Origin of the sequence: Paenibacillus sp. Aloe-11 (assembly GCF_000245715.1) — a bacterium.
Classification (GTDB): Bacteria; Bacillota; Bacilli; order Paenibacillales; family Paenibacillaceae; genus Paenibacillus; species Paenibacillus kribbensis.
In genome coordinates this window covers 793,601-793,800 of record NZ_JH601050.1, presented here as the reverse complement: position 1 = coordinate 793,800, position 200 = coordinate 793,601, and the positions used below count along the sequence as shown (strand labels likewise).

Sequence of the window (200 nt, the reverse complement as noted above, 5' to 3'; positions counted from 1 at the left end):
ATCGCCTGCGGCAATCGCTGTACACGCTGCCCCAGCCCTCGGTGGAGGCATTACTCGCCGCCGTCAAGACAAGGCGATATACTCGTACAAAGCTTCAGCGTATGCTTGCACATATTTTGCTGAATCATGCCAAAGCCGATATGGCCCCCGCTGAGCTGGCGAAAGGCCCCGGTTATATCCGTGTGCTCGGCTTTAATACG

The 200-nt window shown here is 56.0% G+C and carries 1 protein-coding gene; it reads left to right on the top strand.

All coding sequences use genetic code 11. The features are described from left to right. Positions 1-200: nucleotidyltransferase family protein (locus WG8_RS09705; RefSeq protein WP_007429976.1), on the top strand; the 200-nt coding region annotated here is incomplete at both ends.